Origin of the sequence: Paenibacillus sp. FSL R7-0128, assembly GCF_038002245.1 — a bacterium.
Lineage (GTDB): Bacteria > Bacillota > Bacilli > Paenibacillales > Paenibacillaceae > Paenibacillus_AQ > Paenibacillus_AQ silagei.
On sequence record NZ_JBBOCD010000001.1, the window covers coordinates 2,230,030 to 2,250,040 of the forward strand.

13 protein-coding genes are annotated in these 20,011 nt (G+C 54.1%); 5 read left to right on the forward strand and 8 right to left on the reverse strand.

The window, feature by feature from the left end; genetic code table 11:
- The first annotated feature begins 236 nt into the window (after window positions 1-236).
- Together NST26_RS09060 and NST26_RS09065 are read left to right on the forward strand one after the other, a co-directional pair.
- Window positions 237-1,133: an AraC family transcriptional regulator gene (locus NST26_RS09060; protein WP_076079140.1), complete on the forward strand. Its 897-nt coding sequence runs from the start codon at window positions 237-239 to the stop codon at window positions 1,131-1,133.
- A 152-nt stretch (window positions 1,134-1,285) separates the two neighbouring features.
- On the forward strand, window positions 1,286-2,791 hold the full coding sequence (locus tag NST26_RS09065) for an alpha-glucosidase/alpha-galactosidase (protein WP_340954695.1): 1,506 nt from the start codon (window positions 1,286-1,288) through the stop codon (window positions 2,789-2,791).
- Window positions 2,792-3,312: 521 nt separating this feature from the next.
- Here NST26_RS09065 and NST26_RS09070 read toward each other — a convergent pair.
- From NST26_RS09070 to NST26_RS09095, 6 genes are all read right to left on the reverse strand, one after another.
- Entirely contained in the window at window positions 3,313-3,888 is a 576-nt protein-coding gene (locus NST26_RS09070; RefSeq protein ID WP_340954692.1) for a DUF2812 domain-containing protein, read from the reverse strand.
- Window positions 3,888-4,220, reverse strand: coding sequence for a PadR family transcriptional regulator (locus NST26_RS09075; RefSeq protein WP_036721415.1), 333 nt, complete (start codon window positions 4,218-4,220; stop codon window positions 3,888-3,890). The genes NST26_RS09070 and NST26_RS09075 overlap by 1 nt, the downstream gene beginning before the upstream one ends.
- Before the next feature lie 286 nt (window positions 4,221-4,506).
- Window positions 4,507-5,667 (reverse strand): sporulation protein YhbH, encoded by a 1,161-nt coding sequence (gene yhbH, locus NST26_RS09080; RefSeq protein ID WP_036721417.1) that lies wholly within the window; start codon window positions 5,665-5,667, stop codon window positions 4,507-4,509.
- A 114-nt stretch (window positions 5,668-5,781) separates the two neighbouring features.
- Window positions 5,782-7,467, reverse strand: a complete 1,686-nt coding sequence (locus NST26_RS09085) for a hypothetical protein (RefSeq protein ID WP_340954689.1) — start codon at window positions 7,465-7,467, stop codon at window positions 5,782-5,784.
- A complete protein-coding gene (locus NST26_RS09090; protein ID WP_340979053.1) occupies window positions 7,464-14,183 on the reverse strand; it encodes a DUF7507 domain-containing protein in 6,720 nt (2,239 codons plus the stop codon). Before NST26_RS09090 ends, NST26_RS09085 begins: the two co-directional genes overlap by 4 nt.
- 231 nt (window positions 14,184-14,414) lie before the next feature.
- A complete protein-coding gene (locus NST26_RS09095) occupies window positions 14,415-15,059 on the reverse strand; it encodes a methyltransferase domain-containing protein (protein WP_340979054.1) in 645 nt (214 codons plus the stop codon).
- Window positions 15,060-15,231: 172 nt separating this feature from the next.
- On the opposite strand from NST26_RS09095, the gene NST26_RS09100 reads away from it, so the two are divergent.
- Both NST26_RS09100 and NST26_RS09105 read left to right on the forward strand, forming a co-directional pair.
- Window positions 15,232-15,660 carry a hypothetical protein gene (locus NST26_RS09100; protein WP_340979055.1) on the forward strand — a complete coding sequence of 143 codons (429 nt, stop codon included), beginning with the start codon at window positions 15,232-15,234 and terminating at the stop codon, window positions 15,658-15,660.
- A gap of 205 nt (window positions 15,661-15,865) precedes the next feature.
- Window positions 15,866-18,142: a copper amine oxidase N-terminal domain-containing protein gene (locus NST26_RS09105; protein ID WP_340954681.1), complete on the forward strand. Its 2,277-nt coding sequence runs from the start codon at window positions 15,866-15,868 to the stop codon at window positions 18,140-18,142.
- An 86-nt stretch (window positions 18,143-18,228) separates the two neighbouring features.
- Here NST26_RS09105 and NST26_RS09110 read toward each other — a convergent pair whose 3' ends face one another.
- Window positions 18,229-18,684: a hypothetical protein gene (locus tag NST26_RS09110; protein WP_036721420.1), complete on the reverse strand. Its 456-nt coding sequence runs from the start codon at window positions 18,682-18,684 to the stop codon at window positions 18,229-18,231.
- 167 nt (window positions 18,685-18,851) lie between these two features.
- Here NST26_RS09110 and NST26_RS09115 point away from each other — a divergent pair, with 167 nt between their 5' ends.
- On the forward strand, window positions 18,852-19,229 hold the full coding sequence (locus NST26_RS09115; protein ID WP_036721421.1) for a DUF423 domain-containing protein: 378 nt from the start codon (window positions 18,852-18,854) through the stop codon (window positions 19,227-19,229).
- An 89-nt stretch (window positions 19,230-19,318) separates the two neighbouring features.
- On the opposite strand, the gene NST26_RS09120 is transcribed toward NST26_RS09115, so the two are convergent.
- Entirely contained in the window at window positions 19,319-19,852 is a 534-nt protein-coding gene (locus NST26_RS09120) for a hypothetical protein (protein WP_036721422.1), read from the reverse strand.
- Window positions 19,853-20,011: the final 159 nt, after the last annotated feature.

Below are 20,011 nucleotides of genomic sequence, written 5' to 3' on the forward strand. Positions count from 1 at the left end.
CACAATCGGCTGGCGAGGGGTGCGTAGGCGGAATGTATGCGGAAAGCCGAACATAATTTGCTGGCGAGAGGGTCGTGGGCGGAATGTAATCGAAAAACCGAACACAATTTGCTGGCGAGGGGTGCGTAGGCTTGTGGATGGGGGGAGGGGGCAACTCGCTTCTTGTCCTGCCTGCGCTCAAGCGATACACTTGTGCTATCGATACTGGCAGAGGGGAGGCGGGCGGTGTGGCGGAGATGAACGGGAGTCTTTTTGAGCAGGGATTGCTGGAGCGGGATTATAGCCCGCACTTTCTGGCTTACTATTATAAGCAATGGAGCAATTATACGATGGCTTACCATCATCACAACTCCACGGAGATCATGTATCTTATCTCGGGCAGCTGTGTAGTGGAGGTGCGGGATGAAGCGGGCGGCGATACGCCCTTCCGGCTGAAGCGGGGAGAGATGATTCTGCTGGATGCGGAGGTGCCGCACCGGCTGATTGTGGAAGAAGGCTCCTCATGCCGGATGCTAAATGTGGAATTTGCTTTTACCGAATATGGGGGAGTAGTTCCGTCCATTGGCAGCTTGGCCCGGGAGGAGGAGGTGTTGGCAGAGCTGCTGCGGCATCCGTTCGATAGTCTGGTGTTGTCCGATCAGGAGGAGGTTTTCCATGTGTTGAAGGCGCTGGTGCTGGAGCTGGATCAACGCGGGCGGAAGGGGAGCAGCATGGTGCATCTGCTCTTTGCGGAGCTGCTGCTGCGTCTGGCCCGGTTGCGCATGGAGTCGCTCCCGTCCAGCCAGCAGCCCTCACAGCTCTACGTGCGGCGGGCCATCGAATTCCTGCACCAGAATTATGACCGGAGCATTCAGGTTAAGGAGGTTGCGCTCTCCGTGAATGTTCACCCGGGTTATCTGCACCGCATCTTCCGGACGCACACAGGGCAGACCCTGACGGACTACCTGAACCAGCTGCGTATGGAGAAGGCCCGGATGCTGCTGGGACAGGGGGAGATTCCGGTAGCGGAGATTGCCGACTATGTGGGGATCAGCAGCAGGCAGTATTTTCATCTGCTATTCAAGAAATATTCAGGCTGCACTCCTATCGAATACCGCAACTCTATCGAACGCCATTACTGGAGTGAAGGATAGTTTCGTGTTCTACCGGGGAAGGGTATGGCGTATAGAAAGTTAGGATTGTTGACAGGATGCCGGCAAAATGGTCATGATATTGGTTACGCTTCCGGCAGTCCCCTTGTTACAATGGACAGGAGTCAATAATTCATTGCCGGAGGATGATTATTATGTCTTTTAAAGTAACCTTTATCGGGGCAGGCAGTATCGGGTTCACCCGCGGACTGCTGCGCGACCTGCTGACTGTGCCGGAATTCCGTAATATCGAAGTTTCGTTCATGGATATAAACAGCCATAACCTGGACATGGTCACCGAACTGTGCCAGCGGGATATTAAGGAGAATGGTCTGGATATCACCATCTCTTCCACTACGGACCGCAGGGAAGCGCTCAAGGGGGCCAAGTACGTATTTTGTACTATCCGTATGGGTGGCCTTGAGGCCTTCGCTACCGATGTGGATATTCCGCTGAAGTATGGCGTGGATCAGTGTGTAGGAGATACGCTGTGCGCAGGCGGGATTATGTACGGGCAGCGCGGGATTGCGGAGATGCTGGAGATCTGCCGTGATATCCGTGAGACAGCTGCGCCGGATGTATTGCTTCTGAACTACTCGAATCCGATGGCTATGCTGACCTGGGCCTGTAATAAATACGGCGGTGTGCAGACCATCGGGCTCTGCCATGGCGTACAGCATGGACATCAGCAAATCGCTCAGGTGTACGGCCTGGAGAAATCGCAGGTGGACATTATCTGTGCCGGGATCAATCACCAGACCTGGTATATCTCTGCGAAGCATGAAGGCAAGGATCTGACGGCAGGTCTGCTCGAGGCTTTCGAGAAGCATCCTGAGTACAGCCGTACCGAGAAGGTACGGATTGATATGCTCCGCCGCTTCGGCTATTACAGCACGGAATCGAACGGTCACCTGAGCGAATATGTGCCCTGGTACCGCAAGCGCCCGAGCGAGATCATGGACTGGATTGATCTGGGCGTATGGATCAACGGGGAGACGGGCGGCTACCTGCGGGTCTGCACCGAAGGCCGTAACTGGTTCGAGACGGACTTTCCGAACTGGATGAAGGACCCGGCGCTGGAGTACATCCCGGAGAAGCGGGGCGAGGAGCATGGCTCGTTTATTATCGAAGGGCTGGAGACAGGACGCGTGTACAGAGGCCACTTCAACATGGTGAACAACGGCGTGATCTCCAATCTGCCGGATGATGCCATTATTGAAGCACCGGGCTACGTGGACCGCAACGGCATCTCGATGCCGCTGGTCGGCGACCTGCCCCTCGGCCTGGCGGCTGTCTGCAATGTCAGCATCTCCGTGCAGCGCCTGGCGGTAGAAGCGGCTGTGCATGGCGACGACAAGCTGCTGCGCCAGGCGTTCATGATGGACCCGCTGGTCGGCGCCGTCTGCAATCCGAAGGAGATCTGGCAGATGGTTGACGAGATGCTGGTGGCCGGAGAACAGTGGCTGCCGCAGTACAGCGCAGCCATTGCGGAAGCGAAGGAACGCCTTGCCTCCGGTGACCTGATCCCGACGAATGCCGGCAACGAAGGCGCCGCCCGGCTCAAGGTGAAGTCAGTAGACGAGATGATGCAGGACCGCGAAGCCGCGAACAAGAACGCCGGGGAATCCGACAAGGGCAAGGACCGCGAGAAGGTGCAGTAAGCGGAGAAGGTAGAGTAAGCATAAGTCTACCGGAGTGAAGAAATATTGGAATTAGGGCTGTCCCAAAAGTCATGATGACTGCTTGGGATAGCCCTTTATTTTGGCGTAGGTAGAGGTGTGGGGCGAGCGCGCAGGGTCCGGGTGTATGTGTGTGCGAAAAACCGAACACAATGTGCTGGAGAGCAGGCACGCGGGCCAAATGTATGCGAAAAACGGCTCCCCTTGCTGTGATGGGGGAAATAGGTGGATAATGGGCACTTGCTAACCAATAAATAGACGATACTCCGGCAAGAGTTGGAAAAACAACACTTAAATATTCATATCTCTCCCGGTAGCAGCCAAATCGGCAATAGCAGATGCTGTTTTTCCACTTAGTTCCCTATAATCGTCAAACGTTGAAGAATTAAGCTGCATTAATCCACTTGTTATCTGCAGTGGTTGTGGATGCTGTAGCTATGGTTAGCCCGCAGGAGTATTAATTCTACTATTTCCGCTGGTTTGCGAGATTGTAAAGCAGTTCCTCACTCCCGAATCAGCTTCTCCTGCTGCAGCCGCGCGATCTTGCGGCGGATAGGCAGGCTGAGCCAGATGAAGAGCAGGCCCAGAATCACAACGGACACTCCCACGACGAGGTTGATTTTGTAGATGTTAGAAGAAGTGTTCAGCATAATCAGCATGAGATTTAAAGAGCCGATGATCAGCTCCATGAATGCGAGGGACAGATAGACTTTATAGATTCTCTGATAGTGCTTGATCTTGGAATCTGCATCGGTATAGATCTGGAAGGGGCCTTCAGAGGCCTTTCTTCTGAAGAACACCCAGCGTTGGTTCATGAAGGCACGATTGGCCTTGGTAGGGGTCCCGGATGGCACCCGCTCGGCTCCGGTCTCCTCCATGAATTGCAAGTAGCCTGCCGCCTCCTTCGGGTCCTTCTCCAGCAGCTCAATCCGGTAAATATACTCCCCCTTAGCGCTCTCTTCGAACACATAACGGGCCCAAGAATGCTCCACCAGGGCCAACCCCTTGGCCGACATTTCATTCAGCCACGCTTCCTCCTTCTCGAAATCCATGAAAAATTTGCGCACCACCTGACTCATTACACTTCGCCTCCCATTAGTTTTCTTCCATTAGTGAGCAACTCGTCAAGCCTTGTCATTTCACTCTGGACGATCGATTTGCCTAGCTCCGTAATCTGATACTCTTTCTTGCGGGAATCTTCTCCGCCAGCCAGCAGCTTGATCCAGCCTCGTTCCACAAGTGTGCTTAACGCCCCGTATAACGTGCCTGCACCCAGCTCCACACGCTGATTGCTCAGCAGCTTCACGTTCTGCATAATCCCGTAGCCGTGCATCGGGGTGAGCAGGGACAAGAGGATATAATAGACGCCTTCGGTCAGCGCCCCGTATTCATTGTTGCCGGACAATGCCATCACCTTCCTTATCGCGCATCTTTGAGTCTCATTTCACAGACCGGGAATTTCCTTTGTATCATTCGGCGTTATAGCACCTGACGTTATACCATGTGTCGTTATATCGTCAACCGATATATTTAGTATATCGGCTGCCGATATAATAGTCAACAGGGTTATGCGGTGCAAGTTCGACAGCACAAAAAACCCCGCACACCGCAATAAGCGGCAGGGCGGGGCGGGAACTCACAACAAGAATGCGCATAGCCCGGGGTGGCTTGGGCTGACAAGTCTAATGTCAGGCTGCTTAAGCTTCAGTAACCTTTTTGCCGAAAAAAGCCTTCAGCGCCAGATACACTTCCTTCTTATCCTTAATCACATAATGCATGAACTGCTCCTGCTTCAGGTGGCGGTAGGCGGACATCAGGGTGCTGCTGCGGTTGTACTGGTTCACCTCGCCGTAGCCGAACATGTTGCTGCGCTTCAGCAGCTCGCCGATCAGCTTGACGCAGCGCTCATTGTCGGAGGTCAGATTGTCGCCATCCGAGAAATGGAAGGGATAGATGTTGTATTTGGCAGGCGGATAGCGGCTGTCGATAATCTCCAGTGCTTTCTGGTACGCCGAGGAGCAGATCGTCCCCCCGCTCTCCCCCCGGGTGAAGAAGTCATGCTCGCTGACCTCCTTGGCTTCCGTATGATGGGCCAGGAACACAATATCCACCTTCTCATACTGGCGGCGCAGGAAGCGGGTCATCCAGAAGAAGAAGCTGCGCGCGCAGTATTTTTCAAAAGTGCCCATGGAGCCCGAGGTGTCCATCATGGCAATAATCACGGCATTCGAGTGAGGGACCGTGATGTCATCCCAGGTTTTGTAACGCAGATCATCAGGGCTGATGCTGTGTATTCCGGGATTGCCGCTGCTGGCATTGCGCCGCAGATTCTCAAGCAGTGTACGCTTTTTATCGATGTTCGACATCATGCCTTTTTTGCGGATATCATTGAAGACAATCGATTTGACCTCAATCTCTTCCTTATCCTTCGGCTTCAGATGGGGAAGCTCCATGTCCTGGAACAGAATATCCTCCAGATCCTCGAGATCGACCTCGGCCTCAACGGTATCCGCTCCGGGCTGATCGCCCGCTTTATCCCCTTTGCCCGGCTGGGCCGACTGGGAATCACGACCAAGTACATCCCCCACCTGGCTGTCCCCGTCTCCCTGTCCGACATGCTTCTGCTTGCGGAAATTATAGATAATCCGGTATTCATCCAGACTGCGGATCGGCACCTTCACAATCTGCTTGCCGCCTGACAAAATAATATTCTCCTCGGTAACCAGATCGGGCAAATTGCCCTTGATGGCTTCTCTGACCTTTTGCTGGTGACGCTCCTGATCCTGATGGCCTTTGCGGTGAAGGGACCAGTCTTCTTTGGATACGACAAATGCGTATGGACCGGACGGCTGGGACAAGGATGACCACCTCCCATGGACTGTGTTATTCGGTAATGTCACTACGGAGACTAAGACAAAGCAGCAGGTTGTAACTAAAGTATATTCAGGGAGATGGGGGATATGTGAGCTGTATTATTCACTGATTTCTTCCATGAGCAGCCTGTAGGTGTTAGAACGGGCTTCGCCGGAGTACCGGCGTCCGTCGATGGTGAACAGATACAGGGCAGCCGTGGAGCCTTGAAGATCCTTGCCCATATAATCCGAATTTATTGTGACAAAGTAAGTGAGTGTGACGGTCTGCCCCGCTTCCAGCGTTCCCAGAGCAACTGTTCCGCTATATGGCGTACCGGGCACGGCGATAGCGCTTATGGTAACGATATCGGGATTAATGACGGTACCCTGCGGTACAATTCGGATCACCGAGACCTCTGCCGGATAATTCCCGCTATTGGACACGTAAATGTTGAATTCCGCGATACCTCCAGGCTCGACGATGGGCGGCTCGCCCTCAATCTGAATGGAAATGATGGGCGTGAACAGCAACGTGGTCACCGCATTGGAGCGGGAGAGCTGCCCGACATTGCGCCCGTCCGGCAGGGAGAACGTATACTGGACCACTCCCTGATTCTGAATGGCCGGCGTCTGGCGGATATCGGTGGCACCTGGAATAGATACGAGAAAATCTACTGCCATAACAGCGCCTGCCCGTAAGGTGCCCAGCGGAATTCCGTCCCCGGGGCGGACGCCCCTCTGGGGAACCCCGTCAATACGGACACTGTCCCAGATGAACAGTACGCTTGGCGGAATGGCGTCCGTCAGCAGTGCGTTCACCGCCATATTACCGCTATTCTGTACAGTGAACTCGTACCGCAAGTTGTCACCGGGCGCCGCGCTGTACAGATCAACCTTCAGTTTTACCGATAATCCGGGCTGGATGACCGTAACCTGAACCGTATTGCTTGCAGTGGAGGTTCTGTTGTCGTTGACCTCATAAGAGATCTGCACGTTCGCCATAATCGCCGATCCTGGAGGGTTCGAGGCCACCCTCACACGGTAGGAGACCTCGGCGGCTGCGCCTGCAGGGAGCGAGCCCAGCCCGATGCCTGAATGTGGGTCGGCCTCAGGCTGATAAATCCCGCCAGCGATAACACTTCCGGGAAGGAAGGTGGTGCCTTCCGGAACGGGAAGCGTGGCCATGACTCCGGTCAGCGGCCGGGTGCCTTCGTTCCTGAGTTGAAGGGTATAGGTGACGACATCCCCAATGAAGGTAGTGGGAGTGCTGGCCGAGAGCAGTGAGGACAACTGGTAAGACAGCAAGGAGACACTAACCGGGTTGGAACGGATCTCCCCGTTCACCGTTCTTCCTTCAGGTGTAGTGAAGGAATACGTGCCAACCGCCCTGTTATGCAGCGCGAGTGAAGGCGGAAGCGAGATGACAATGACCTGGAAGGCGATACTGACTCCCGAATGGGGGGCGAGTAGGCCAAGGGGAATGCCGGAAGAAGGAGTGAGCCCCGGAAGGGGGACTCCGTCTCTAAGCACACTATTGGCAATGAACGAGACGCCTGGGGGAAGCACATCCGTGATGGTGACAACCGCCCCGGTATTGCCGCTATTCTTGGCGGTCACAGTGTAGACGAGCGTCTCCCCCAGGGAGGCGCTCAGGCGGTCTGCTTGCTTTTGCAGCGACAGTACCGGACCGACGACAAGGGTATTGACGGTATTGGAATAGGTAACCGATTCAGTGCCCTCTGCCGAGCTGTACAGAACCATGGACTGATTACTTACGACAGGCTGGAGCTGTGAGCCGTCTGTCATATGACGATGACCTGAACCTGGAAGGTTACCGTTGTGGTCGCTCCCGGGGCGATCGTTCCGATCACGATACCGGTGCCCGGATTTGCTCCGGGACGCGGAGTGCTGTCCACAGTTACGCTGCCTGCAACGAACTGGCTGCCGGCCGGGATCGGGTCAACAAGGACCACATTGTTGACGGGAACAATGCCGTTGTTGGTTACGGTAATCGTGTAGGTGATGATATCGCCGACTACAGCATCGACAGCCGGAGTGCTCTTGACTGCCGTTACGTCCGGTGAAGAGACCGGAATGACGAGTGTATTCGATAGTGTAGAGCCTGAGAGCAGACGTCCATCAGGCGGTGTGAAGGTGAAGGTTGCCGCCGCCTGGTTCACCAGCTGCTGCGGTGAAGGCAGGGAAGCCAGCGTAACCTGCAGGGTGACGAGCATAGTAACTGTGGCACCTGCTGGAACTGTACCCAGATTGATTCCGGTAGTCGGATCAGCGCCGGGAACGGGCTGGCCGTTAACCAGTACACTGTTCGGTATGAAGACAGCTCCCGCAGGGATAGAATCGGTTAAGGTGACGACTGCCGCAAGATTACCTGTATTGGTGACGCTGAGTGCATAAGTGACAGTATCTCCAACCGTGGCATTAGTGGTATCCGCAGATTTCAGGACACCGATAATCGGCTGGAATACCGGGGTAATTAGATTATTGGAATAAGAGGCGCCGGAGAATGCCCCGGAGGTGAAGCTGACCGAAGCCTGATTGTTCAGTGTGGCCGGATTAGGAAGACTGTTGACGAGAATATTGAAGGTGACCTGGACCACTGCACCAGGGGCGATCGTTCCGAGCGAGATCCCGTTCGCAGGGTTGCCCCCCGGCAGCGGAGTGCCGTCCACGACCACGCTGCCGGCTACAAAGGAAGAACCGGCCGGAATCGGATCGCTCAGCACTGCATTGTTAACCGGTGCAATTCCGTTATTGGTGACTGCGATGCTGTACGGAATGGTATCGGTCACTACGGCATCGGTAACAGTGGTGCTCTTGACCACAAGTACATTCGGCGAAGATACGGAAATCTGGTTGATGTTCGAGCTGGCCGACTGGTTGAAGACGCGTCCGTCAGGCAGCGTATAGTTGAAGGCGATAATGGCCTGATTGCTGAGCTGCTGGCTGGCTGGCAGCGTGTCGATCACTACAGAGAATACTATGGTCAGTGATGCACCGGCTGCAACACTGCCCAGAGGGATTCCGGTAGCGGGATCTGCACCCGGAGCAGGGAAGCCGTTAATCAGTACACTGTTCGGAACCAGAGTTGTACCTGCGGGAATGGTATCAGTCAGCGTGGCCGATGCCGCATAGTTCCCTGAATTGCTGACATTAACGGTATAGACAATGGTATCGCCTATCGTTGCATTCTGAGAGCTGGAGCTCTTGGCTGCAGCGATAACCGGCTGGAAGACCGGGGTGGTCACAATGTTCGAGAAGGCTACACTGGACAGGGCACCGGAAGTGAAGCTGACGGATGACTGATTGTTCAGTACACCTGAAGCCGGCAGAGACGTAACCGTTACGTTAAAGGCCACCGTTACAGAAGCGCCCGGAGCGATGCTGCCTATGGTCACCCCGGTAGCCGGTGAAGAAGCGGGACGAGACACGCCGTCTACGAGCACACTGCCCGGTACAAAGGCGGTACCGGCAGGCAGAGCATCTGTGAATACCACATTATTAACCGTAGCAATACCGTTATTGGTCAGGGTCACGGAATAAGTGATGGTGTCGCCCACATTGGTTGCGGTGGTTGCGGTGGTTTTGACGACAGCCAGATTCGGATTCGAGACAGGGATGGTCAGGGTATTGGTGAGCACCGACCCTCCCAGGGTTCTTCCGTCAGGCAAGGTGAAGCTGTAAGCAACCGTTCCCTGATTCACCAGCAGCTGCGGCGATGGCAGTGAAGTGATCACCACCGAGAATGAGACAGCTACAGTGGCCCCCGGAGCGATAGTTCCGGCAGCAATTCCTGTGGAGGGATTAGCTTGCGGCAGAGGCAGCCCGTTAATCAGTACACTGTTCTCCTCAAAGGTAGTTCCGGCCGGGATATTGTCCGTTACGGTCAGAATTGCTGCGTAGTTGCCTGTATTGCTGACCGTTATCGTGTAGGTTACGGTATCACCGACTGTTGCATTGGCGGTATTGGCTGTTTTGACCGCAGCGATATTGGGCTGGAAGACAGGCACCGCCACGGGATTGGAGAAGGTGGAGCCGCTAAATACACCTGAGGTGTAAGTTACTGTAGCCTGATTGTCTATGGAGGCATCCCCGGGTACAGAGGTGACAGTGACACTGTACGAGACGACGGCACTAGCCCCGGAGGCAAGCGTACTGAGTGTAATCCCTGATGCCGGGTTGGCATTCGGAAAAGGCACCCCGTTCACCGATACGCTGCCCGGCACAAAGGCAGCCCCGTCTGGTGTTGGATCACTGAGGATCACATTGTTCACCGGGTCTATACCGTTATTCGTGATATTTACGGAATATGCAATAGTGTCACCTAGTGCCACTGAAGTGGAGGAGGTGCTCTTAACCACCGACAGGTTAGGGGCAGAGACTGCGATGGTCACGGTATTGGAGATGGCACTTCCGCTGAGCAGCCGCCCGTCAGGCGGAGTGAAGGTATAGGTGGCGTTTGCCTGATTGACAAGCTGCTGCGGTGAAGGCAGAGACACGATGAAGACCGTGAAGCTGACAGATACACTGGCACCGGGAGCTACAGTTCCAACAGTAATTCCGGTATCCGGTGCAGCCCCCGGCTGAGGGAATCCGCCGACAATGACGCTGTTGGGGTCAAATGTAGTACCCGCCGGGATGTTGTCGGTTAACGTAACATTGGCTGCAAGGTTACCGCTATTGCTGACCACAATGGTATAGATGACCGTATCGCCAACTGTGGCGTTCAGGTCACTGGCGCTTTTGACAAGGGAGATCTGCGGTTGTGTGACCGGTGTGGTGGTGACGTTGGACGATGAAGAGCCGGAGAAGACCCCGGAGGTGAAACTGACGGTGGACTGGTTATTCACCTGTGAAGGAATCGGCATGGTTATTCTCACCTCGAATGTGACGGCAACGGAGGCTCCAGGCCCCAGGCTGCCGATTGGGATGCCGGCCGACGGAACTGACAACGGCTGGGAGACGCCGCCGACAATTACGGTTCCGGGAAGGAACGCTGCATTCTCTGGCAAGGGATCGCTGAGAATGATATTGCTGACAGAGGTAATGCTGTTATTCGTCAGCACGGAGGTGAATGTAAGGATGTCGCCGGTCACGGCATCAATGGCATTGACGCTTTTGACAACACTGACATTCGGTGCCGAGACGGGAACCGTAAGTGTGTTCGACACGGTGTTACCGCCAAGCTGACGCCCATCCGGCAGGGTGAAAGTATAGGATGCTGCTGCCGAGTTAAGCAGCTGCTGATTTGGGGGAAGCGAAGTAACCGTAACAAGGAAGCTGACTACGACGCTGTCTCCGGGAGCAAGCGGCCCCACCGGAATGCCTGTTAATGGGCTATACCCAGGCAGCGGGGTCCCGCCTATACTTACGCTGTTGGTCTCGAATACCGTCTGCGGCGGCAGGGCATCGGTCAGATTCAGCATTGCCGCGATATTGCCAGTGTTGCTGGCCAGGATGGAGAAGGAGAGCAGACTGCCGACAGAGGCCTGCGCAGGGCTTGAGCTTTTGACCAGTCCAATGACTGGAATGAAGACCGGGGTAGACACTGTATTGGATAGGGCTGCTCCGCTGAATGAGCCGGCCGTAAAGGATGCGCTGGCCCGGTTGCTCAGTTGAGGCGGGCTTGGAATAGAGTTGGCATTCACTTGGAAGACAACGATGCTTGTGGCACCCGCAGCAAGTGTTCCGAGAGCAATCCCGGCATTTGGATTGGCAGAGGGTACGGCCGTCCCGTTCACCGTGACAGTTCCTGCTACAAAGGCACTGCCTGCCGGAGCCGGATCAGACAGCACTACATTGTTAACAGCTACGCCGCTGGGATTGGATACAGAGACGGTGTAGGTAAGATATTCGCCTACAGCCACTGAGGTGAGATTGGCATTTTTGAGAATCGTGATGTTGGGGGCAGAGACTGGAATAGTCACCGTATTGGATACACTTCCGCCGGACAGAGAGCGTCCGCTGGGCAACTGATAGGTATAGCTGCTGCTGCCCTGGTCGGTCAAGGTTGCCGGAGACGGCAGGGACTGGACATTCGTCAGGAAGGTTACGGTCAAGGCGGCACCTGGAGCTACGGACCCGAGCGGGATTCCGCTTACCGGAGAATCTGACGGACGGACCGCACCGTTTACTGTGACGCTTCCGGCGACGAGGGCAGACCCGGCAGGGATCGTGTCAGTTAGGGTCACATTCGCTGCGAGATTACCGGTGTTCTGCACCTGCAGCGTGTATTGTACATTTCCTCCAACCGTGGCGCTGCTTGGACTGGAGCTTTTGACGATAGCGATTATTGGCTGGTACACAGGAGTGAGGATTGTATTGGACTGTGTGATGGCGTTAAATGTCCCAGAGCTGTAAGAGGCCGATGACTGGTTGGCGAGCTGGCCGTTTCCCGGCACAGAGGTGACACTTACCTGGAAGGTTACCGTTACGCTGGCTCCCGGGGCAATGGTGCCCACGGATATCCCCGAAGCCGGATCAGCGGCAGGCCGTGCGGTTCCCGCTACCACCACGCTTCCAGGCACCAGAGTGCTGCCGGCGGGTATCGGATCAGAGAGCACAACGTTCGTGATGGCGACGATTCCGTTATTAGTAACCACAGACGTATACTGCAGGGTATCGCCTACGGCGACATCCGGGAAGCTGGCGCTTTTGACAAGGGCAACATTCGGCAGTCTGACCGGTATGGTGAGCGTATTGGAGGCAGCCGTACCGCTCACGGTCCGCCCGTCAGGAACCTGGAAGGTATAGGCGGCTGTAGCCTGGTCCACCAGCTGCGGGGGAGAAGGCAGACTGTTCACCAGTACACGGAACTGGACTGTAGAGCTTCCTCCCGCCGCGATGGTGCCAATGGCGATCCCGGCGGCGGGATTACCCGCCACAGGCGTGCCGTTTACCGTGAAGCTTCCCGGAATATAGGAGCTGCCGGCAGGAATGTTATCCGTGAGCGTAGTAGTGGCTCCGATATTGCCGGTGTTGGAGATTTGCAGGGTGTAGAGAATCTGGTCTCCGACGGTTGCGTTGGTAGTATTGGCGCTTTTGACAATGCCGAGAACCGGAGAATAGACCGGCAGTGATTGTGTATTGGATGGAATAACCCCGCTCACAATCGGGCCTCCGGCCACACTCTGGAAGGTGAAGGCGGCAGTGGCTGTGTTGGGAACAAACTGCGGATTAGGCAAGGAAGTTACCCTGGCTTGATAGGTAACCGTTATAGAAGTGCCAAGGGCCAGTGATCCCAGCGGGATGCCGGAGGTTATATCATAAGTCGGCCTGGAAACACCGGCAACCACCACGCTTCCTGCGACAAAAGTAAGACCTGCCGGTAAAGTATCTGACAATACAACACTGGCTGCACTTGCCGTACCGGTATTGTTGACCGTTACGGTGTAGGTGACCAGATCGCCAACGATGGTACCGGCGACATTTGCGCTTTTGGTCAAGGAGATCTTGGGCGCATTGATGTCAATTTGCAGCCCGTTGGCGTTAACGACATACGCATCGCCCGAAGTTGTTAAGGTCAGGAGTGCGGAGGACTGGTTATTGACCAGGCGCGCAGAGACATCCACATTCGTGATATCCCAGCCCTGCCGCCCGCCGACAATGTTAGAGCCTGGACTGCCGTTGGTCTGGTTGCGGGTGCCGAACGTACCGGTCGTATTCAGATTGCCGGTATCATTATTAATCTGCGAAGCGAAGAAGTTATTGGCAAAATTGTTAGGCCCGGAGAGGGCGACCTGAGTGGTGGAGGTAGGGCCGAAAAGCGCCTGGTCTCCCGAGCGGTTGGCATCTCCTTCCTGGGCGCTGAACTGGATACGTCCGCCCAGCGCGCCGGTAACAGGTGTGGCGAAGCCTGTAATGGTGGTGACCACCGGGGCCGAGGAGGCTTGGACAAGGACAGCGCCTGCGCGCAGGGACATGTTGCGGAAGGGCAGCGACGGATTCTGGTAGATGACAGCAAGTGTCCAGCCGGCATGGTTGGCAGTGGAATCTCCGGGAATTACAATAGTTCCGACTACACCGCCAGTGACATAGGTTCCGGCACCGGAGGCTTGAATGGTGCTGGTGACATTTGCGGAACGGACATATGCGAGTGCACCCCCGCCCAGATCCACCGAATTGGCTGTGGCTGAATCGGGGGTTACACTGACCGTGTTCCCTAGCGGTGTAGTGAAGGATACAGGATTGTTGATTGCCGCAGTGAGATTGACGGTACCGTTAACATAGGAACCGCCCCAGATCAGCTCGGCATACAGAACTGTGCTTCCGGCAGGGAGAACCAGAATGGCTGCTGAACTGTTGCTCTGATATAGACTGGTAGTGCCAGCAGGATAGGTGCCGTATACAGAAGCTGTATTAATCGTAGAGAAGCCTCCGATACTGTCCTGTGTACCCGGTACACCGGCAGTTTCAGAGCGGCTTAGTCCCAGCGTGTTGCCAGTGAAAGTGATGGCGCCTGTTGCATTAACCGTAGACCGAACGACTAGAGGAATAATTTTCACCTCCTTTTGAATAGAAGCTCAGACAGCAAGTGGAAACGGCTTTGCCGTCCTTTTAAAGGACGGTACCGTTTCAGCGAGAAATAGAAGGATAAGTTATCATGTGAAACAAATAAATTCTTCTATTTTCAAAAAAAAAGCAGACCGGCTCCTGTGTGCGCCGATATGCCATCTTGCTTGTGTTGTATTAACCTATGTTCCGTTTTGGGCAATCTTGTATGTCCATCCCGAATTTTATAACATATATTTCCTGTCCTGCAGCCGAAGCCGGCGCTCTAGCAGTGCCTGTGGTTCAGGCAGCACCTTCCGGCTCATCGCCTCCAGTTCCTCATCGGTAATCTCCCGCTTAATGACGGCGAAGTGGTACATAATTTCGTGAACGACATTGGACTGCAGCGTCTTCAGAACCTCGAGCTCTTCCGCATCATACAGATTGTCGTCATACGGATATTGATAGAACAGCTCCATCCGCAGCAGTCTGAAGTCAAACGGCGGCAGCGGCACGGGATAATCCGGGATCTCCGGGCACAGCGGGCTCTGATAGGGCTGGAAGAAGCGGCCGGTAAAATACCGTGGGGTATACTCATCGAACTTTTGCTTAAACATAGGGTTGGAGGCATGCGGGAAGCTATGGGCATAGGGTGAGAGAATACACACAACCGCTTGGTGTGTGCTTATTCTATAAATCTCTGACATCGCTGCAAACAGATCGTTCACATAAGGCATCACCCGGCTGGCCATAACGAATTCAGCCGTATTGTCGGGCAGGGGGATTCCTTCGCAAATATCGCAGACGATATCCACCCCGGGGTACTGTGTGCGGTCGATTCCCAGATACCCGGACTCTTTGCCGGGGCCGCAGCCGATATCGATTCTCAAGGGATACCACTCCTTCAAATGCTGAATAAGGCTCTTCATCTATTGTATTAGTCCGGCGCTTCTGTGCGTACGGCTGATGCCCAGCCCGTAACGGCAAGTTTACACTACCCGGCTTATGGGGTAATCCATAGGTAAGGTAAGCAGCACACAACCAACAGAGGAGGTACACATCATGAGACTAGAGCGTACGCTACCCGCTATGACAGCAATCGCTGTATTGATGCTCACCCTGACGGCTTGCGGCGGGAACAGCCCTGCGGAAGCCCCCGGAGAATCGTCCTCAGCAGGCTCATCGGGAATCCCTGTACAGACAGCGGCGTTACCTCTCGCCAGTCCGGTGCTGAAGCCTGGTCCTTCCGCAGCCGCAGAGTCAGAGAAGATCCAGGGCTCAGGCACTTATGTCGGGCAGATGGATACCCATTCCGTGGAGATTGTGACAGAAGAAGGGCCGACGGCCTTTGAACTCGGTGCAGGCACAGCGGATGCGCCGGAAGGGCTTGAGATGGATGATCCTGTAGTATTTACTTATGTGGAAAAAATAGTCGGAAAAGATCCTGTCGTGATTCAGCGGGTATTGTCCAGTCTGACCAAAGCGGACTGATCCGGCAGAGTGCCCTGAACCCGAACCCGGGCTGCAATGGCGGAATACCCCATGGGTATCCGCCTGTTGCAGTTCTTTTTGCCGCCTTTGGAATCGGCTCCAAAGGTTATTTTTTTGTAACCGGTTCAAAGAGAAACTTTTTCCGCCCGGCTTGCGTCAAAGAGATAGAAATTGAGATTGGTTTCCTATCCGGGAGGGTGAGCTTGTGAAAAAGTTATGGATTTCGATTGTAGCAGGATTATTGGTGTTCCCGATGTTGTTTCAGGCTCCGGCCCAGGCAGCAGCAAAACCCATCAGAGTTATTATTGATGGAGTGACCTTGTCCACAGACCAGCCGCCGGTAATGGTGAACGGACGGACCATGGTTCCGCTGCGGGCTATCTTTGAAGCCTTCAATGCCGACATCAAGTGGAATCAGAAGACACAGACAGTAACAGCTTCCCAGAACGATACAACGATTGTACTGAAGATTGGCTCCAAGATCGCAACCATCAACAACAAGGCAGTCAGCCTGGATGTGCCGGGACAGAATCTGAAGGGCCGCACAATGGTGCCTACCCGCTTCGTAAGTGAAGCGCTCGGCCGCGAGGTCGGCTGGAATCCGGCTGCGCAGATTGTCACGATCACCACTCCGGTTCCGGTAGGCGGGAATGCGGCTCCGGTATCGGGAGTAACCGCTCAGGATATCAGCGATTATGGAGACGGCCGGGATCTGCAGGTCAGCTTCAACCGTGCGGCCGACGAATCGCTGGTGGATCAATACCGAGTGCTTGTCGCCAAGACCGGTACTTCACTGAACCTGTCGTCTGCACTGGCAGTAGGTGCCAATAACTACTCCGTTGCTCTGGTAACAGGAGCTAATCCTGTTGTGAAGCTGAACGCTGCCGCCAGAACGATCGACGGTGACCTGATTAAGAATAATCAGGGATATAGCGTATATGTAGTGACAGTCGGCAAAGGCAATAATACCAGTGCCCTCTCCAGTGCAGCTGCCGTTATTACATTGCAGAACAAGGCAGTTCCGGCACTGGGCACCGTCCAGGCAACGGATACCAGTGATTACGGGGATGGCCGGGATCTCTCCGTCAGCTTCAACAAGCTGGCCGATGAGAGTAAGATAAGCTCTTACCGGATCTTCGTAGTCAAAGCGTCCAATTCCACAGTGTTTGACCTGGGCAGAGCCAATGCGGTCTCCAGCAGCAATTACACGCAGATCAACAAGACGGGGAACAACATCAGTATGAACCTCTCCTCCGGCTCCAGAGATACAGATGGAGCGCTGATCAAGACGGGTGTGAGCTACCGGGTATACGTACTGGCGGTTGACAGCAGCAATGCTGCGAATAATGTGCTGTCACCTGCTTCAACGGCCCTTACACTGGCCAATGCAGGGGTATCCAACCTGAACGTGACCGATGTGAATGATTATAATGACGGGCGGGATTTGAAGGTTACCTTCAACCATGCCACAGACGAGACCAATATTAGCCAATACCGCATTCTGGTGGTGCCTGTGAATTATTACAGCAGCTTCAGCTTAAATGATGCGAATAATGTATCCAGTGCGAATTATACGGCGGTAAACACATCAGGAACCTATACCGAACAGATCCTGAATTCTTCCAGCAAAGATGTTCGCGGTTCCCTGATCAGGAACGGAACCAGCTACAAAGTGTATGTGCTCGCGGCAGGCAACTGGAACAATTCGGGTTCGAATGTGCTATCCGCTGCTTCTCCGGCGATTACGCTGGTGAATACCTCCGGCCTCAGTGCCATATCGAATCTAAGTGTGAGTGATGTGAACGATTATGGAGACGGCCGTGATCTGAGAGTATTGTTCAATCATGCCGGAGACGAATCCTACATCAGCCATTACCGGATTCTGGTGGTGCCTATGAATTATTACAACAGCTTCAGCTTGTCGGATGCGAATAATGCGGGGAATTATACAACCGCAGGTACATCCGGGGACAGCACCAATCAGGTGCTCGATAGCTCAGCCAAAGACGTACGCGGCGCAGCCATCAAGCCGGGAATCAGCTACCGGGTATATGTATTGACTGTCAGAAACGGCAGCTACCAGGGAGCTAATGTATTATCGGAGGGATCGGCAGCCATTACCTTATCGGCTAAGCTTCCCGTCACCTCCGTGACGAATGTGACCTACGGCATGGATAATGGCAAACTTGTGGTTAACTTCACCAAGTCTGCCCGTGAGTCGAATATTTCCGAATACCGGGTATTCGTAGTCCCTTCCAAGCAGAGCTTCGGCACTGCAGAAGCTCTTAACGTGCAATCGTCTTACTACAGATCAGCAGTTCCTAACGGAAGCAGTCTCTCTATAGCGGCTGCAGCCAGAGATATTAACGGTAACCCGATTGTCAAAGGCACCAAGTATAAGGTATACGTGCTTGCGGTAGCCAACAGCTCTGGAGTGCAGAACGGCGGACTGTCCGATTCAAGCGAAGAGTTCGAGATCTAAGCGTCCAGCTCTGTATATAAGGCTCCACAACAAAACACAGCATGTCCCGGTTCAAGGGGATATGCTGTGTTTGCGTACACGAGTTATCATGATGCTCCGGCATTTACCAGAACAACGGACAGCAGAAGCATGAACAGAAGGAGGAAGCCGGCGTTAATGATGGTGCCGATAATAGCAAAAACCTTGCGCCGTCTGCGCAGGGTCAGGCCGATAATACCGGTAACCGCCCCTATGATATTCACTGCGACCAGGATCAGCATCGTCAGGCCCAAATACATAATCGTTTCTGCCGAATCGGCAATCAGTTTATTATGCTCATTCATCAGAGAAGACGCTTGCGCTCCTACATACACGAAGGTAATGGCATAGCAGACCAATGTAAGTAGAGCTATTACGAACGAAGCGATACCGGGGCCCGAGTGCTTATAGTCGCGTTTGTTCTCCTGGTATACATAATCCGGGTTCATGTCTTGTTCAGAAGAGCCCCATCTTGCAGGCTCGGTTGCGGCGGTGTCCGATTTGGGAGGTGTATGATAGTCCATTTGGCTGCACTCCTTGGGGTGTAATAGGTTATTACTACCACTTCATCATAACAGCGCTCTAAATGCAAGTCCTCAGGAATACAAGCTACAGAATGATGCGGCTGGCAAAAGGCGAAGCTGATTGTTAAGATAGGAGAAGTTCAACTCAGGGAAGGAGCTGTATATCCATGCAACGAAGATTGGTGGGCTGGGGAGCCTTGCTGGGTATGCTGTCTGTTGCCATCGGCGCGTTCGGATCGCATATCCTGAAGCCTGTAATCAGTGAGCACTATCTGCAGGTGTACGAGACGGGCGTCCAGTATCATATGTTCCATGCGCTGGCCCTGATACTTATCGGGCTTACCGCTGGGCAGTGGGGCGAAAGTGTCCGTCTGCGCTGGGCAGGGCGGCTGATGGTTGCCGGGGTTGTCCTGTTCTCGGGCAGCTTGTACATCCTCAGTATTTCCGGTGTCAAGGTTCTCGGAGCAATCACTCCGCTGGGAGGCGTATGCTTCATTGCGGGCTGGATTTGCCTGGCCTTGGAGGCCTTCTCGCGCAAGAAGTGAATAAGTGCGGCAAGAGCTGCGTATCCGCCAAAATAATCGTAAGAGAAAGAAGCACCCGCCCCGGAACCCGGAGCGGGTGCTTCTTTCTCTTACAGAAATTCATCGATTTCATTAAGCTTGAACGTGTAGACCTGCTTCTCGTCTACATGGTATACACTCAGCGAATTCTCCGTTTCGTCTAAGTTCAGAATACGGCAGGGCATGGATACCTGTTTGCCATGCCGGTTCGCACGCAGCCGGACGAGCTGGTTATTCTGAATGTACTGTCTGATTTTGCCGAATACATCTGCTGGAGTTTCTGCCGGAGCTGCTGCAGGCTTCTTGGCTGCGGGCTTCTCCGCAGGCTTGGCTGCCTGAGGGTCTGCCGGCTTCTCCGGCAATTTCACTGGCACCGGAGCAGGTGTGAAGTTGTCATTCTTCAGAGCCATTTTTGCGGACTTCAGCAGATGATCAATGGCTCTTCCAAGCTCTAGCCCGGAGTTAATGTTGAAATCAGTGACTTTGTCGCTTGAATTCAACATTTCAAGCAGGAACTGCAGCGCAAGCGGGTTGGTGCGGGCATTAATCAGGATGTCGACATTGAAAAGATAATTGCCGTCGGTGTGTTGTAGTTTCTTATCCATTAATCCCCCAGCTTAATCGTTAATCACGATTTCTTTAATTTAAATTAGTGTATAAACTATACCATTAAATAAGCGGAAATTATATACCCTCCTGTATAGAAATAAGGACTTCTGACCCTCCGATTTCTCCATGAACTAGGACAATCGTCCACACGTGGC

Bases quoted from the DNA above. Each gene is read 5' to 3' on its own strand.
- NST26_RS09060 (WP_076079140.1), top strand. From the start codon at position 237: ATGAACGGGAGTCTTTTTGAGCAGGGATTGCTGGAGCGGGATTATAGC.
- NST26_RS09065 (WP_340954695.1), top strand. From the start codon at position 1,286: ATGTCTTTTAAAGTAACCTTTATCGGGGCAGGCAGTATCGGGTTCACC.
- NST26_RS09070 (WP_340954692.1), bottom strand. From the start codon at position 3,888: ATGAGTCAGGTGGTGCGCAAATTTTTCATGGATTTCGAGAAGGAGGAA.
- NST26_RS09075 (WP_036721415.1), bottom strand. From the start codon at position 4,220: ATGGCATTGTCCGGCAACAATGAATACGGGGCGCTGACCGAAGGCGTC.
- NST26_RS09085 (WP_340954689.1), bottom strand. From the start codon at position 7,467: ATGACAGACGGCTCACAGCTCCAGCCTGTCGTAAGTAATCAGTCCATG.
- NST26_RS09100 (WP_340979055.1), top strand. From the start codon at position 15,232: ATGAGACTAGAGCGTACGCTACCCGCTATGACAGCAATCGCTGTATTG.
- NST26_RS09110 (WP_036721420.1), bottom strand. From the start codon at position 18,684: ATGGACTATCATACACCTCCCAAATCGGACACCGCCGCAACCGAGCCT.
- NST26_RS09115 (WP_036721421.1), top strand. From the start codon at position 18,852: ATGCAACGAAGATTGGTGGGCTGGGGAGCCTTGCTGGGTATGCTGTCT.
- NST26_RS09120 (WP_036721422.1), bottom strand. From the start codon at position 19,852: ATGGATAAGAAACTACAACACACCGACGGCAATTATCTTTTCAATGTC.